Below are 15,236 nucleotides of genomic sequence, written 5' to 3'. Positions count from 1 at the left end.
ATAATATATTAAATGTCGCTTGAAAGAAAGAGTTGTTTTTTCTGGACAAGCAAAAACAATCCAGAAAACCTCTTGACAAAAAGATAAATATTTGATAATATAGTAAATGTTGCTTGAAAAGGCGACAGAGATTTCGGTCTTTGAAAACTAAACAATGTAACATCCGACTATTCCGAAGTCAGTGTCAAACTCATTTCCTTTTTTCGGAGAGTTTGATCCTGGCTCAGGACGAACGCTGGCGGCATGCTTAACACATGCAAGTTGTGCGAGAAAGTTACCTTCGGGTAACGAGTAAAGCAGCGAACGGGTGAGTAACGCGTAAGTTATCTACCTTTAAATCTGGGATAACTACTCGAAAGGGTGGCTAATACTGGATATACTCTTTTTAGAGGAAAGATGGATTACTATCGTTTAAAGATGAGCTTGCGTCCCATTAGCTAGTTGGTAAGATAACAGCTTACCAAGGCAACGATGGGTAGCCGGCCTGAGAGGGCGATCGGCCACACTGGGACTGAGACACGGCCCAGACTCCTACGGGAGGCTGCAGTGGGGAATCTTCCGCAATGGGCGAAAGCCTGACGGAGCAATGCCGCGTGAGTGATGAAGGCCTTAGGGTCGTAAAGCTCTGTCTTGAGGGAAGAACAACTTAGTAGTGAACAACTGCTAGGTATGACGGTACCTCAAAAGAAAGCCCCGGCTAATTACGTGCCAGCAGCCGCGGTAACACGTAAGGGGCAAGCGTTGTCCGGAATTACTGGGCGTAAAGGGTGCGCAGGCGGTCTAGCAAGTCAGAGGTGAAAGCCACTAGCTCAACTAGTGAAAGTCCTTTGAAACTGTTAGACTTGAGAGTAGAAGAGGGAGATGGAATTCCTAGTGTAGTGGTGAAATACGTAGATATTAGGAAGAATACCAATGGTGAAAACAGTCTCCTGGTCTGACTCTGACGCTGAGGCACGAAAGCTAGGGTATCAAACGGGATTAGATACCCCGGTAGTCCTAGCTGTAAACGCTGGATACTAGGTGTTGGGGGTTCAACTCCCTCGGTGCCGTAGTTAACGCTTTAAGTATCCCGCCTGGGGAATACGACCGCAAGGTTGAAACTCAAAGGAATTGACGGGGGCCCGCACAAGCGGCGGAGCATGTGGTTTAATTCGAAGCAACGCGAAGAACCTTACCAGAACTTGACATCTTTCTGATATTCTTTTAACAGAGAAGTTCCCTTCGGGGACAGAAATGACAGGTGGTGCATGGCTGTCGTCAGCTCGTGTCGTGAGATGTTGGGTTAAGTCCCGCAACGAGCGTAACCCTTATTCTTAGTTGCCAGCATGTAATGATGGGGACTCTAAGGAGACTGCCGCGGAAGAACGCGGAGGAAGGTGGGGATGACGTCAAGTCATCATGCCCCTTATGTTCTGGGCTACACACGTGCTACAATGGCTTACACAAAAGGAAGCGAGACCGCAAGGTAGAGCCAATCCTGTAAAGTGAGTCTCAGTTCGGATTGCAGATTGCAACTCATCTGCATGAAGCTGGAGTCGCTAGTAATCGTGGATCAGAATGCCACGGTGAATACGTTCCCGGGCCTTGTACACACCGCCCGTCACACCACCCGAGTTGGGGGCACCAGAAGTCGCTGGCTCAACCAAGTGAGAGAAGCGCCGAAGGTGTGCCCGATAAGGGGGGTGAAGTCGTAACAAGGTAGCCGTACCGGAAGGTGCGGCTGGATCACCTCCTTTCTAAGGAGTTAAACGCTGAGGGTAGTTGGAATGTTACATTGTTTAGTTTTGAGAGACTGAGTCTCTCGTAATTGCACCTTGAAAACTGCACAATAACAACGATTAACCGAGTCTAGATTAAACTAGTAAGGGCGTATGGTGGATATCTAGGCGCCAGAAACCGATGACGGACGTGGCAAGCTGCGATAAGCCTTGACGAGCTGCAAACAAGTGATGACTCAAGGATGTCCTAATGGGAGTACCTGACATGGTAACCCATGTCATCTTAGAGTGAATTAAAATAACTCTAGGAAGGTAACCGGGTGAACTGAAACATCTTAGTAACCCTAGGAAAAGAAAGCAAAAGCGATTCCCTAAGTAGCGGCGAGCGGAAGGGGAATAGCCCAAACTGTAATAGTGTAAAAGCTCATAGGCATTGCTATTACAGAGTCGTAGGGCTATCACGATACTACTATGAAGTATCATAAGCTGACTTTTAGCTAGTCGAAGTGGTTGGAAAGCCACACCACAGAAGGTAATAGTCCTGTAGATGAAAGTTAAAAGAGGCTTAGATAGTACCTGAGTACCATGAGTCACGTGGAACCTCGTGGGAAGTAAGGAGGACCATCTCCTAAGGCTAAATATTATCTGGCGACCGATAGTGAACCAGTACCGTGAGGGAAAGATGAAAAGAACCCCGAGAGGGGAGTGAAATAGACCTTGAAACCATATGCTTACAAGCGGTCAGAGGGCGTATATATATCAGCCTAATGGCGTGCTTTTTGCTTAACGAACCGGCGAGTTATGTGAAGTGGCAGAGGTTAAGCCTAAAAGGTGAAGCCGTAGCGAAAGCGAGTCTGAAGAGGGCGCAAGTCGCTTAGCATAGACCCGAAACCGAGTGACCTATCCATGGTCAGGATGAAGCAGGTGTAACAGCCTGTGGAAGTCCCAACCGCGTTGGCGTTGAAAAGCCATGGGATGAACTGTGGATAGGGGTGAAAGGCCAATCGAACTCGGAGATAGCTGGTTCTCCCCGAAATAGCTTTAGGGCTAGCCTTAAGACGGCTGTATTGGGTGTAGAGCACTGATTGGACTAGGGGCTTACCCAAGCTACCGAATCCATTCAAACTCCGAATCCTAATACAGAAAGCTTAAGAGTCAGACTATGTGGGATAAGCTTCATAGTCGAGAGGGAAACAACCCAGATCGCCAGTTAAGGTCCCAAAGTGTAGACTAAGTGGCAAAGGAAGTGAGACTGCCTAGACAACCAGGATGTTGGCTTAGAAGCAGCCATTCATTTAAAGAGTGCGTAATAGCTCACTGGTCGAGTGGTCTTGCGCCTAAAATATCCGGGGCTCAAGTCTACCACCGAAACTGCGAATTGGTTATCCAATGGTAGGGGAGCATTCTATACGGACTGAAGCAGTACCGGAAGGAGCTGTGGACTGTATAGAAGCGATAATGCCGGTATGAGTAACGAGAAACAGGTGAGAATCCTGTTCGCTGAAAGTCCAAGGTTTCCTGAGCAAGGCTCGTCCGCTCAGGGTAAGCCGGGACCTAAGCCGAGGCCGAAAGGCGTAGGCGATGGATAGTCGGTCAAAATTCCGACGCTACCTATTAGCATTTGAGCGAAGGGGTAACGCAGGAAGATAGACTTGCCTGTCAACGGTATGACAGGTTGAAACACTTAGAAGGATGGTTTAGGCAAATCCGGACCATTGATAACTTTGAAGTGTGATCAGGAGTTCCTACGGGAACGAAGAAGTTGATTCTCTACTGCCAAGAAAAACCTCTAGCAAGGTGATAGGTACCCGTACCCCAAACTGACACAGGTGGACTGGATGAGAATTCTAAAGCGAGCGAGTGAACCTTCGTCAAGGAACTCGGCAAACTAGCCCCGTAACTTTGGGAGAAGGGGTGCCTCAATAGAGTTATGCTCGAAGAGGTTGCAACAAAGAAGCTTAGGCGACTGTTTACCAAAAACACAGGTCTCTGCTAAGACGCAAGTCGAAGTATAGGGGCTGACGCCTGCCCGGTGCTGGAAGGTCACGGGGATATGTTAGGACTTAGATCCAAAGCATTGAACTTAAGCCCCAGTGAACGGCGGCCGTAACTATAACGGTCCTAAGGTAGCGAAATTCCTTGTCGGGTAAGTTCCGACCTGCACGAATGGCGCAACGACCTAAGCACTGTCTCGACGAAGGACTCGGTGAAATTGAAGTGTCTGTGAAGATGCAGACTACCCGCGGCTGGACGGAAAGACCCCGTGGAGCTTTACTGCAGTCTGATATTGAACTTTGGTACACTATGTACAGTATAAGTGGGAGGCATTGAAATCGGCGCGCTAGTGTCGATGGAGCCATCAATGGGATACCACTCTTATTGTGCCGGTGTTCTAACTACGCACTGTAACCCAGTGTTAGGACAGTTTCAGACAGGCAGTTTGACTGGGGCGGTCGACTCCTAAAGAGTAACGGAGTCGCCCAAAGGTTCCCTCAGTGCGGTTGGAAATCGCACGAAGAGTGTAAAGGCAGAAGGGAGCCTGACTGCGAGACATACAGGTCGAGCAGGGACGAAAGTCGGGCTTAGTGATCCGACGGTAGAGCATGGAATTGCCGTCGCTCAACGGATAAAAGTTACCCCGGGGATAACAGGCTTATCTCCCCCAAGAGTTCACATCGACGGGGAGGTTTGGCACCTCGATGTCGGCTCGTCGCATCCTGGAGCTGGAGCAGGTTCCAAGGGTTGGGCTGTTCGCCCATTAAAGCGGCACGCGAGCTGGGTTCAGAACGTCGTGAGACAGTTCGGTCCCTATCCGCCGTGGGCGCAGGATATTTGAGGGAAACTATCCCCAGTACGAGAGGACCGGGATGGACGTACCGCTGGTGGACCAGTTGTCAACCAATGGCATTGCTGGGTAGCTAAGTACGGAACTGATAAGCGCTGAAAGCATCTAAGCGTGAAGCAGATCTCAAGATTAGATATCCCATGGAATAATCCAGTAAGTTCCCTGATAGACTATCAGGTAGATAGGCCAGGAGTATAAGTGTGGTGACATATTAAGCTGACTGGTACTAATAGAACGAGGGTTTAATCTAGATAAAGTTATTATTGTGCAGTTTTGAAAGTGTAATAAATAATTCTGGTGGTGATTGCGGAGGGGCAACACCTGTTCCCATCTCGAACACAGTAGTTAAGTCCTCCAGCGCTGATGGTACTATAGGGGTAGCCCTATGGGAGAGTAGGTCGCCGCCAGAATTGATTGAAGTTTTCAAGTTTTTCTCTTGACAAATTAGAAGAGTTGAGATATAATAATTCTCGGCTTGAGTAAGAGACAAACTTATTAATGGGGTGTCGCCAAGTGGTAAGGCACAGGACTTTGACTCCTGCACTCGTTGGTTCAAATCCAGCCACCCCAGCCAAAAGCTTAATTGCCTTATAGGCCCCCATCGTCTAGTGGCCTAGGATACCAGGTTTTCATCCTGGCGGCAGGGGTTCGAATCCCCTTGGGGGTACCATTAATTTATGATTAGAATGCAAATGGGATCTATCTCATTTGCTAAGAATAAGTTGACATTATATTGATAATAAGTTATAATTATCATTGTAACTAGTTAAGTTAATTATATAAAAATATATGGAGGGGTTCCCGAGTCTGGTCAAAGGGAGCAGACTGTAAATCTGCCGGCGATGCCTTCAGAGGTTCGAATCCTCTCCCCTCCACCAATAAATGTGCGAAAGTAGCTCAGCTGGTAGAGCGCCTCGTTGCCAACGAGAAGGTCGCGGGTTCGACTCCCGTCTTTCGCTCCAATTGATTTCAGAAACCTTGTTATCTTATGATAACAAGGTTTTTCTAGTATTAGCTCTTTTATTTATTAAGCAGGACTTTTTATTGTACTCTGGAATTAATAAATAGATTAGGAATTTTAAGTATTGTGGAGGTAATAATAGTGGGGGATAGTGAAAATAAGTCAGAAGTTAAAGTGGATATTTTAGGTGAAGAATATATTATAAAAGGTAATAAATCATCTGATTATATTAGTAATATTGCTTCGTTTTTAGATAATCATTTACGGAAGGTAAAAGAATATAACCCTTCTATTTCCAGAATGAGAGTTATGATTTTAGGGGCTATGAATTTAGCTGATAGATTACATACAACTCAGGATAAACATCAAAATTTACAAGAGAAATATAATCAAGTAGTTGGTGATTATCAAAAAAAGATAGAAGAATATAACCAATTAGAAGATAAATATGAAAAGTTGAAGGCAGAATATGATGATTTAGTGAAATAAATTAAAGAGGAGGACTAATTGAAGTGGCTTTTAACTGGATTGATGTAATAGTACTTATTTTACTTACTATTTTTTCTCTTAAAGGGTATCACTCTGGTTTAATTAAACAAATAACGACAATAGTAGCTATTGTTTTAGGAATTTATATTGCTGCTCAACAATATGCTGTTGTATCAGAATTTTTACAGCAAAAATTTGATCTTACCTTACATATTGCCAATTTACTTTCTTTTGGCCTGATTATTTTAATTATTGGTGGAGTGGTCAATTATTTAGGTCAGTTGCTTAATCAGATGTTAGATTTTTTATTATTATCTTTTATTGATAATTTAGGTGGAGCATTATTTGGCATAATAAAAGGAAGTTTGATTGCTTATATTTTCATTTTAATGCTCGTTAAGTTAGGTAATAATATATCTTGGCAGCCATTACAGCAACAGATGAATCAGTCTTATTTTATTCCTTTGTTTTTAAAAATGAATCCTTTATTAGAAGATAGAATAGATCAGTTTCTTCAATAATAGCATGGAGGATGAAAGATGAATAATTTAAATGTTAGTTTGATCTTATCTGAAATAGCTGATTTATTAAAGCTAAATAAAAGCAGTAGATATAAGATTAGAGCTTATCAGAAAGCAAGTAATGAAATTTCAGAATTAGAAATGGATATTAAAAAATTATGGGAACAGGGTAAGTTGACTACAATTGATGGGATTGGAGCAGGAATTGCAGATAAGATAGAACAAATCTTAGTTACAGGAAGTTGTGATGAGTATCAAGAATTGATTGAACAATATCCTGCTAGTTTAACTCAGTTACTTCAAGTTAAAGGAGTAGGCCCTAGTAAAATTGATAAATTTTATACTAAATTAAATGTTACAAATCTAAAGGAGTTAAAAGAAGAAGCAGAAAATGGAGTTTTAACAGAAATTTCTGGTATAGGCGCTAAAACAGAAGAAAAAATCTTACAGAGCACTAAACAGTTATTATCTAATCAAGGAAGCATAGACTTAGGTGCAGCTAATAGATTAGCTGAAAAACTCATAGATTATTTAATGAATTTTAAGGGAGTCCGGCAAATAGAGAAAGTAGGAGCTTTACGGCGCTATGAAGAATTAGTAGATAGTATTCCCTTGCTAATTGAAACAGATAATACAAACTTAATAAATGATGATTTGAAAAAGTTATCTATTGTATCTAAAATAGTAGAGTCTGATTCTAAAGAATTAACTATTTCAACTAAATTGGGAGTAGTTATTAAGTTATATTTTGCTACTAAAGATCAGTTTGCTAAAAAGCTGTTCTGGTTGACTGGTAGTTTAGACTTTAATAAAGGACTAGAAAAGTTTATACCAGAAGATTTAGCTAAAATTAAGACTGAAGATGAGTTATTTATCTCTAGTGGTTTGCCTTATATTATTCCTGAACTAAGAGATCAGACAGAAAGTCTATTTGTGGCTGAAAGAGATAAATTACCTAATAGTATTAAAGAAAGTGATATTAAAGGCGATTTACATATGCATTCAAATTGGAGTGATGGTCGATTGTCTATTGCTGAGATGGCCAAAGCTTGCGAAAGAAGAGGTTATGAATATATAGCAATTACAGATCATACCAAGTCATTAAAGGTAGCTAACGGTCTAGATTATGATAGATTAAAAGAGCAATGGGCGGAGATAGAAAGGGTAAATCAAGAGTTAGAGATTGAGATTTTAAAAGGAGCAGAGGTTGATATCTTATCTGATAAATTGGATTATTCTAATGAGATTCTAGAGGAATTAGATATTGTGATTGCTTCTATACATAGTCGTTTTGGTGATAGTCAGGAGCAGATGATGGAGCGAATTTTTATTGCTTTAGAGAACCCTGAAGTTAATATTTTAGGTCATCCTACTGGTAGATTAGTAGTAGGGAGAAGTTCCTATAATATTAATTTTGAAAAGTTAGTACATAAAGCCATAGAGACTAATACTATTTTAGAGATTAATTCTGCCCCTAAACGATTGGATTTAAATGCTAAGCAGGTTAAATTAGCTCAAGATTTAGGGGCCAACTTTGTAGTTAATACTGATGCTCATAAGATTAAACAGCTTGATAATTTGGAATATGGGATAGCAGTAGCACGTAAAGGTTGGTTAGAGAAGGAAGATGTAATTAATACCCTTGATTTAAACCAATTAAAACATTTATTAAAACAATGATTTAAGGAATAATAGATAAAAAATAAAACTAAATTTAGAAGGAGTCAATAAAGTGGATATAGGAAAGTTTAATGAAACTGAAATAGCTAGAACAGAAGAGTTTGGAGTTTATTTAGATGTAGATGGGGAAGAAGTATTGTTGCCTAATAAATATATTCCAGAAGGAGCTAAGGTAGGTGACAATTTAGAAGTATTTATTTATAAAGATTCAAAAGATAGAAATATTGCAACTACTCTAGCGCCAAAAGCTAAAGTAGGAGATTATGCCTATTTAGAAGTAAAGGATGCTAATAAGATTGGAGCATTTTTAGACTGGGGATTAGAAAAAGACTTGTTAGTGCCTCATAGTGAGCAGGTTCATAAGATGAGAGAAGGTAAGAGGTATGTTGTAAGAGTTACTTTTGATGAAGTGTCTAATCGAATATTTGCTACAGAGAAATTTGATAAATTTATAGAAACTGATAGAATAGATCTTAGTCAAGGAGATGAGGTAGATCTTTTAGTTTATAGGTTTACTGATTTAGGTGTCAAAGTCATAATTAATAATCAGTATTATGGTTTGATATATGAGGATGATATTTATAAAAAATTAGAAATTGGAGATAAAGTTAAAGGATATATTAAGAAGATTAGAGAAGATAAGAAGATAGATGTTAGCTTAAGAAAGATAGGATATGGTAAAGTAGAAGATGCTAAGGCTAAGATTCTTAAAAAACTTAAAGCAGAAGATGGATTTTTAGCTTTAAATGATAATAGCTCTCCACAGGTTATTAGAGATAGATTACAGATGAGTAAAGGTACTTTTAAAAAGGCAATAGGTGGACTATATAAAGAGCGAATAATTAACATAACTGATGAAGGTATAAAAGTACAAGATTAATTAATAGAGTCTGTCATTAGTTGTGTGTCATGAGCTATGAGCTAATTCAAAACCTTCGAATTCAATATATAAAGTTTTATACGCCTATAGAGGTTTGAATTAACTGATAACTCACTACTGATAGCTCATGGTTATTTATATAAGATAGGAGGAATTAGAATGAAGTTAAAGGATATTTATCAATTAGCAGTAAAAACAGGAATGGAAGTTGACCCTCGTGATAAGGAAGAAGTTGAGAGGGTGCTAGAAGATAGTAAGAATAAGTTTGAAGAATTATCTGATGAAGAGAAGGAATATTTTGATCAAGCTAGTTTAGAGAATCCTTATTCTGATACTAGAGTATTATATGGTGATGAAGATAAGGAAATTAAAAGAGTATTAATGGGCATAGATATTGATGTTAGTGAGATTTTAATGGCTGATAGATTGACTGAGAAAGGTCGTCAAGTTGATGCTGTAATCTCTCATCATCCAGAAGGAAAAGCTTTAGCAGCCTTACATGAAGTAATGCATATGCAAGAAGATATTCTACATGAGCTAGGAGTACCAGTTAACGTAGCAGAAGGAATTTTAGCCGATAGAATTAGTGAAGTAGAACGAGGTGTTATGCCTGTAAATCATAATAAAGCTCGTGATGCAGCTCGTATTTTTGATATTCCTTTAATGTCAGTTCATACGCCAGCTGATAATTTAGTCGTTAACTTCTTACAGGAGCAGATTGATGAGACAGATATTAATAAAGTAGAGGATATAGTTGATCTATTAATGGAGATTCCTGAATATCAAGAAGCTACTAAGACAAAGGCTGGGCCAACTGTAGTAGCTAGTTCTAAAAGTAATCGAGCTGGAAGAGTAGTAGTTGAAATGACTGGTGGAACTGGTGGTTCTAAAGAGGAATACGAAAAATTAGCTCAATCAGGAGTAGGTACTTTAGTCTGTATGCATATTGGAGAAGAGCATCTTAAAAAAGCGAAAGAACATCATATTAATGTAGTAATTGCTGGACATATAGCTAGTGACTCTATTGGTATGAATCACTTTGCTGACAAGCTTGTAGGGAAGGGTATAGAAATTATTCCTTGTTCTGGATTAATTAGAGTTAATAGATAAGATTGTAGAGGCCTTTAATCTAATCTGATTAAAGGCTTTTTTTAATAGAAATTGTATAAAAGATAATTTTAGGAGGATGATTTGATTAATGGATAAGCATGCTTTAGAGGTATTAGAGTTTGATAAGATTAAAGAACAGCTCAAGAATCATATAACCTCTAAGATAGGATCTCATTTAGTTGATAAGTTGGCCCCTAAGAATGATTTAGAATATATTCAATCTCGACAAGAAGAGGTTACTGAGGCGAAGAAGATTCTTAGTCGAGAAAGTGCACCTCCTTTTGGTGGAATTTATGATATACGATCTTCTTTGAATAAAGCAGAAAAAGGTGCTATCTTAAGTGGAGAAGAGTTATTAGATATTCTGCTTACTTTGCGAGCTGGAAAAAAATTAAGAAGCTACTTTTTGGGTTTAGAAGATGAAGATGATGAGTATCTAAGGTTGTTAAGGATTAGCAGTCAGATTGAAGTCTTCAAAGGCTTAGAAAAGAAGATTGGAGGAGCAATTAATAATCAAGGTGAAGTTAAAGATTCTGCTAGTTCTAAGTTGGCTGATTTAAGAAGAAAGATTAGAAATACAAGTAACCAAATTAAGAAGAAGTTAAATTCTATTCTTAATTCAAATCGTTATCGATCTTATATTCAAGAATCAGTAGTGACTATTAGAGATAATAGATATGTTATTCCTGTTAAAGCAGCTAATCAAGGAGATTTTCCAGGTATTGTCCATGATAAGTCAGCTAGTGGTCAAACTGTCTTTATTGAGCCTATGCCTGTTGTAGAGATCAATAATCGCTTGCAGCAGTTAAGATCAGAGGAAGAACAAGAAGTTAAACGAATCTTACAAGAGCTATCAATTGAAGTTACTAAAAAATTAGAACCAATAAAATCAACTATTAAACTGTTAGCTATTTTAGACTTTATTTTTGCTAAGGCTAAATATAGTATTGAATTAAAAGCTTCTGAACCACTATTAAATACAACTGGAGAACTTAATTTAACAAAAGCTTATCATCCTTTATTGACAGGAGATGTAGTTCCTATTGATGTTAGTCTGGGACAAGACTTTAATAGTTTAGTAATTACAGGGCCAAATACTGGTGGTAAGACAGTTAGTTTAAAGACTATTGGTCTATTAACTCTTATGGCCCAGTCAGGACTACATATTCCTGCTCTATCTGGTTCTAAAGTATCAATTTTTAATCAGATTTACGCTGATATTGGTGATGAACAGAGTATAGAACAGAATTTAAGTACTTTTTCTTCACATATGACTCAGATTATTAAGATAGTTGAACGGGCTAGCGTTGATTCTTTAGTTTTATTAGATGAATTAGGGGCAGGGACAGACCCAGTAGAAGGTTCAGCTTTAGCACGAGGGGTTCTTGATTATCTACATCAGCAAGAGGTTAAAACAGTAGCTACTACTCATTATAGTGAGTTAAAGACTTATGCTTATAATCATGATGGAGTAGAGAATGCTTCAGTTGAATTTGATGTTGAAACCTTAAAACCAACTTATAATCTACAGATGGGACTACCAGGTCGAAGTAATGCTTTTCAGATTGCTAGTCGCTTAGGATTAAATGATGATATTATTAATAGAGCAGATGACTTTTTAGATCAAGATAATGTAGAGATGGATAGCATTATAAAGGATATTGAAGAGGATAGGCGGAAATATAGAGAAAATAAAGAGCAAGCCAAAGCGGATAAAAAAGAAGCTCAACAGTTGAAGGAAGAATATGAAACTAAATTAAAGAAATTAGAGGAGCAAAAAGAGCGAGAATTAAAAGAAGCTTATAGAGAAGCTAAAAAAGTTGTTAAGCGCGCTCAAAATAAAGCAGAGAAAATTATTGATGAGTTAAAAGAAAAACATAGGTTATCTGATCGAGATATTCAAGAGGCTAGAAGTAAATTACGAGAAGAAAGAAAGAATATTAGTTCTGATCGTCAAGATTTAATAGAAGAAAAAAGGGCAGAGCAAGGAATTCCTGAACTAGAAGAAGGAGATAGAGTTAAGGTTAAAAATTTAAATCAAAAAGGTAAAGTTTTAGAGATTTATTCTGATAAAGAAGAAGCATTGGTACAGGCAGGAATTATGAAGGTAACAGTTGATTTAAGAGAGTTAGAAAAGACTGATGAAGAAAGAAAGCAGAGTGTTTCTAAATCTAAAGTTAGTATTAGTCAAGTTAAAGGGAATAAGACAAAGAATATATCTCCAGAATTAGACTTAAGAGGTTTAAGGGCCCAAGAAGCTCGAAGTAAATTAGATAAATACTTGGATAATGCTTTATTGGCTAATTTAAATCAAATAGAGATTATTCATGGAAAAGGGACAGGTGTCTTAAGAAATGTAGTCCATGAAATGTTAGATAAGTATCGTAACATTAAGGACTTTAGGTTAGGTAGACCTAAAGAAGGTGGAACGGGAGTAACTATTGCTAGTTTAAAGTAGAAAAGTAAATAAAAAAAGGCGAGGGCATTGTTGCCCTCGCCTTTTTTTATTCTCCCAAAATGTTAAAAAAGTCTAAGATTTTATCTTTTATTTTATCTGATTCATTCTTTGGTTTATGAACAGCACATTTTTGTTCTGGAATCTTCTTATAAATATAATTCCCTTTTTCATCAGTTGCAGGTATTTTAGTGTCTTCTTGATACTTTTTAACTGGAACGCCATTTTTATCAACAATGATACCAGTTTCTATTTGGTATTCAATAGTCTTAACCTTATCTTGCGGACAGTATTTAGTAGCTATTAAACCAGTAGAAGTATCAATTTTAATTGTAGCAGTTTCTTTATGAAGAGTGCCTTTTTCGGTTGGTTCTGTACCTTTTATAAATAATTCTTCTCGCACAGTACCTTTTTCGTAACAATATTCGTTAGGTAGTTTACCACTTTCAGTACAGATTGCTTTAGTAATAATTTCATCTGGTTTTTTAAAGCTTTTAATAGCTCTATTTTTAACTACTTTTTCCATATAGTCGCCCCATAATTTAGCTGCTTCTCCACTAGAAATAATTTCCTTAATTATTTTATCATTTTCATCTGTTTGAACTTTACCAGAGTCATCTACCTTAGGATATTCCATTTTAGTAGGTTGATCTTCTCCAATCCAAACACTAGTTACTAAGTCAGGAGTATAACCTACAAACCAAGCGTCACTATAATTAGAGGTGGTACCTGTTTTACCAGCCATTGGTCTATCCAATTTTGCTCGCCAGCCAGTACCCCAGACTAAAGGTCCTCTAGCTACTGCTGATTGGAGCATATCTGTAACTAGATAAGATACTTTTTCATCTAGTACTAACTCTTTTTGAGCTTCCTTTTCTGACTCATGATCCCAAATTAGATTACCATAGTTATCATAGACTTTAGTGATAGCAATTGGCTCAACTCTAAGTCCTTGGTTGGCAAAGACACTATAAGCTTGTGCCATTTTTAAAGGAGTAACTCCTTTAGTTAGACCACCTAAGGATAAAGCTAGGTTTTCATCTTGTTTGATTATACTATCAATTCCTAATTTTTCAGCTAGTTTAATAGTATTATCAATACCGACTTTATCTAATAATTTGACGGCCATAACGTTAATTGACTTGGCTAGTCCAATTCGTAAAGTAGTTGGCCCTAGATACTTATCATTATAGTTTTTTGGTGTCCAAGTTTCTTCTTTGTTAAGACCTGTTTTATATTCTTTAAGTGTATCATCTACAATAGAACCAGGACTCATACCTTGTTTAATTGCAGTAGCATAAACAAAAGGCTTAAATGACGAACCAGGTTGTCTATAAGCTTGTGTAGTTCGGTTAAATTTATCATTGCCTCGACCACCAATCATTGTTTTAATATGTCCAGTATTAGATTCTACAGTAATTAATCCTAATTGTGGTTGTTTCTCTCCTCGTCCAGCTTCTTTACTAACAGTTGGAATATAACCAGTCTTAATAGCATTATCTACAGTCTTTTCAGCTTTAAGTTGCATTGTAGGGTCAAGAGTAGTATGGACTTTTAATCCTCCTGTGTAAACTTGTTTAGCTCCAAACTTATCAAGTAATTTATCTCGGACATATCTAACAAAGTAGGGAGCAGTTTCTTCATTATCCTTTTCTGGCTTTTCTAACTTAATAGGTTCTTTTTTTGCTTTTTTAGCTTCTTGAACTGTAATATGGCCTTGTTCAGCCATTTTTTCTAAGACAATATTTCTCCTTTGACGGGCTACTTTTTTATTTCGGTAAGGAGAATAATAATTAGGTGCTTTAATTAGTGCAGCTATTAAAGCTGATTCTGATAGTGTTAAATCTTCAACATCTTTATTAAAGTAATAATTAGCAGCACTCTGTACTCCATAAGCATTGTATCCTAAGAATATCTCATTAAGATAAAATTCTAATATTTCGTTTTTAGTGTACATTCTTTCAAATTGTAAAGCTATATACATTTCTTGTAGCTTACGAGTGAAAAGTTTTTTATGGGTTAATAAAGCATTTTTAGCTAACTGTTGAGTGATAGTACTAGCCCCTTCAACTTTAGCCATATGTTTTAAATCAACCCAAATAGCTCTTAAAATTCCTTTGGGGTCAATACCATAATGACTACGGAATCGGGTATCTTCAATAGAGATTACAGCATTTTCTAGATCTTTTGGAATTTTTGATAGAGGAACATAGACTCTATTTTCACGATATAATTTAGTCAGTACGTCTCCATTTGCTGCATAGACAATAGTACTTTCACTAGTCTTCCACTGACCATAATCAGATATATCAGGACTTTCTTTAATTACCCAAGTTATAGCTCCAATGGCAGTTCCCATACCAATGGCTATAATTAAAAAAGTTGCAATAAGAGCTAATTGTTTCATTTTTTGTTTTTTATTTCCCATTGCTTAACCTCCTTCCTCAATTATTATAACATAAAAAGAAAATTATATATAGTATAGAAATATAGAGAGTTACACAAAATATTTGCTAAGTTAGAAAGTTTTATTAAAGTTAAAACTAAACATATTATTTCCAAATTAATGGTATTAAT

Annotated in this window: 7 protein-coding genes, 4 tRNA genes and 3 rRNA genes; 13 read left to right on the top strand and 1 reads right to left on the bottom strand. The window is 37.7% G+C overall.

Annotated features, from left to right (window positions below):
• Positions 1 to 200: 200 nt before the first annotated feature.
• The 13 genes from ACYQ39_RS05360 (at position 201) to ACYQ39_RS05300 (ending at position 12,662) form a co-directional block, all read left to right on the top strand.
• Positions 201 to 1,736: ribosomal RNA gene (locus ACYQ39_RS05360) — 16S ribosomal RNA — on the top strand.
• A gap of 115 nt (positions 1,737 to 1,851) precedes the next feature.
• Positions 1,852 to 4,813 (top strand): 23S ribosomal RNA (locus ACYQ39_RS05355).
• Between the two features lie 43 nt (positions 4,814 to 4,856).
• Positions 4,857 to 4,973, top strand: a 5S ribosomal RNA gene (gene rrf, locus ACYQ39_RS05350).
• Together the 16S, 23S and 5S rRNA genes with 4 tRNA genes alongside form the textbook arrangement of a ribosomal RNA operon.
• An 89-nt stretch (positions 4,974 to 5,062) precedes the next feature.
• Positions 5,063 to 5,137, top strand: a tRNA-Gln gene (locus ACYQ39_RS05345).
• A 20-nt stretch (positions 5,138 to 5,157) separates the two neighbouring features.
• Positions 5,158 to 5,233 (top strand) — tRNA-Glu (locus ACYQ39_RS05340).
• A 121-nt stretch (positions 5,234 to 5,354) separates the two neighbouring features.
• Positions 5,355 to 5,441 (top strand) — tRNA-Tyr (locus tag ACYQ39_RS05335).
• 8 nt (positions 5,442 to 5,449) lie between these two features.
• A tRNA-Gly gene (locus ACYQ39_RS05330) sits at positions 5,450 to 5,525 on the top strand.
• A 140-nt stretch (positions 5,526 to 5,665) separates the two neighbouring features.
• Positions 5,666 to 6,013, top strand: a complete 348-nt coding sequence (locus tag ACYQ39_RS05325; protein ID WP_459840943.1) for a cell division protein ZapA — start codon at positions 5,666 to 5,668, stop codon at positions 6,011 to 6,013.
• A 23-nt stretch (positions 6,014 to 6,036) separates the two neighbouring features.
• Positions 6,037 to 6,534 carry a CvpA family protein gene (locus ACYQ39_RS05320; RefSeq protein WP_459840942.1) on the top strand — a complete coding sequence of 166 codons (498 nt, stop codon included), beginning with the start codon at positions 6,037 to 6,039 and terminating at the stop codon, positions 6,532 to 6,534.
• Between the two features lie 18 nt (positions 6,535 to 6,552).
• A complete protein-coding gene (polX, locus tag ACYQ39_RS05315; protein WP_459840940.1) occupies positions 6,553 to 8,214 on the top strand; it encodes a DNA polymerase/3'-5' exonuclease PolX in 1,662 nt (553 codons plus the stop codon).
• Between the two features lie 52 nt (positions 8,215 to 8,266).
• Positions 8,267 to 9,094 carry a CvfB family protein gene (locus ACYQ39_RS05310; RefSeq protein WP_459840938.1) on the top strand — a complete coding sequence of 276 codons (828 nt, stop codon included), beginning with the start codon at positions 8,267 to 8,269 and terminating at the stop codon, positions 9,092 to 9,094.
• A gap of 159 nt (positions 9,095 to 9,253) precedes the next feature.
• Positions 9,254 to 10,204 carry an NGG1p interacting factor NIF3 gene (locus tag ACYQ39_RS05305; RefSeq protein ID WP_459840937.1) on the top strand — a complete coding sequence of 317 codons (951 nt, stop codon included), beginning with the start codon at positions 9,254 to 9,256 and terminating at the stop codon, positions 10,202 to 10,204.
• Positions 10,205 to 10,292: 88 nt separating this feature from the next.
• The gene (locus tag ACYQ39_RS05300) at positions 10,293 to 12,662 is read left to right on the top strand and encodes an endonuclease MutS2 (protein WP_459840935.1); all 2,370 of its coding nucleotides are present in this window, start codon (positions 10,293 to 10,295) and stop codon (positions 12,660 to 12,662) included.
• 46 nt (positions 12,663 to 12,708) lie between these two features.
• Here ACYQ39_RS05300 and ACYQ39_RS05295 read toward each other — a convergent pair whose 3' ends face one another.
• Positions 12,709 to 15,087, bottom strand: a complete 2,379-nt coding sequence (locus tag ACYQ39_RS05295) for a penicillin-binding protein 1A (protein ID WP_459840933.1) — start codon at positions 15,085 to 15,087, stop codon at positions 12,709 to 12,711.
• Positions 15,088 to 15,236 lie beyond the last annotated feature (149 nt).

It is taken from the genome of Halanaerocella petrolearia (genome assembly GCF_054657875.1).
The sequence above is the reverse complement of the archived record's forward strand: the minus strand, read 5'-3'. Positions and strand labels throughout refer to the sequence as shown.

What these genes read in the sequence shown, in the direction of transcription:
- polX (WP_459840940.1), top strand. Translation starts at nt 6,553, where the DNA reads ATGAATAATTTAAATGTTAGTTTGATCTTATCTGAAATAGCTGATTTA.
- ACYQ39_RS05295 (WP_459840933.1), bottom strand. Translation starts at nt 15,087, where the DNA reads ATGGGAAATAAAAAACAAAAAATGAAACAATTAGCTCTTATTGCAACT.
- ACYQ39_RS05300 (WP_459840935.1), top strand. Translation starts at nt 10,293, where the DNA reads ATGGATAAGCATGCTTTAGAGGTATTAGAGTTTGATAAGATTAAAGAA.
- ACYQ39_RS05305 (WP_459840937.1), top strand. Translation starts at nt 9,254, where the DNA reads ATGAAGTTAAAGGATATTTATCAATTAGCAGTAAAAACAGGAATGGAA.